The following is a 501-nucleotide window of genomic DNA, read 5'->3' on the forward strand; positions in this document are numbered from 1 at the left end:
CATTCACTGTATCGATACCTCCAGCGGCATCTACGCTGCTGATACCATTAAAGGCAATATCATTGGCCATCAGCGCATTCAGGCCAGTGATCTCGAACCTGTCCGCGTTATCCGAGCCCGCCAGGCTGCCGCCTGTAACACTGTCGATCTCGCTAAAACGGATTCCTCTGGTTACCGCTTCCTTACTGTTGCCTGTCAGGCTTACCAGATCCAGTGCCACCAGGCTGTCACTGCCCAAACCCGCATTGACGTTATTCAACCCGCTAAAGTCGATATTCGCGGTATTCAGGGTATTTGTGCCGGTGATGGTAAACAGGTCATCCCCACTGCTGCCGGTTAAAAGCGCTGTGGTTGAACTGAAAATACCCTCGAAAGTCAGCGCGCCCGCTAGCAACTGGTTATCGCTGCCAGTCAATTCCAGGCCATCGCTATAGGCAAGCGCGTTAAGGCTGTCGCTGCCACCCTGGCCCTGCACTGCAGTCAGGCCGGTAAAGGTCATTT

General features: G+C 54.1%; 1 protein-coding gene. It reads right to left on the bottom strand.

Annotated features, from left to right (window positions below):
• On the bottom strand, positions 1 to 501 hold a 501-nt coding region (locus Q5Y71_RS17175), incomplete at both ends, for a hypothetical protein (RefSeq protein WP_306043288.1).

Source organism: Microbulbifer sp. 2205BS26-8 (genome assembly GCF_030731025.1).
Taxonomy (GTDB): Bacteria; Pseudomonadota; Gammaproteobacteria; order Pseudomonadales; family Cellvibrionaceae; genus Microbulbifer; species Microbulbifer spongiae.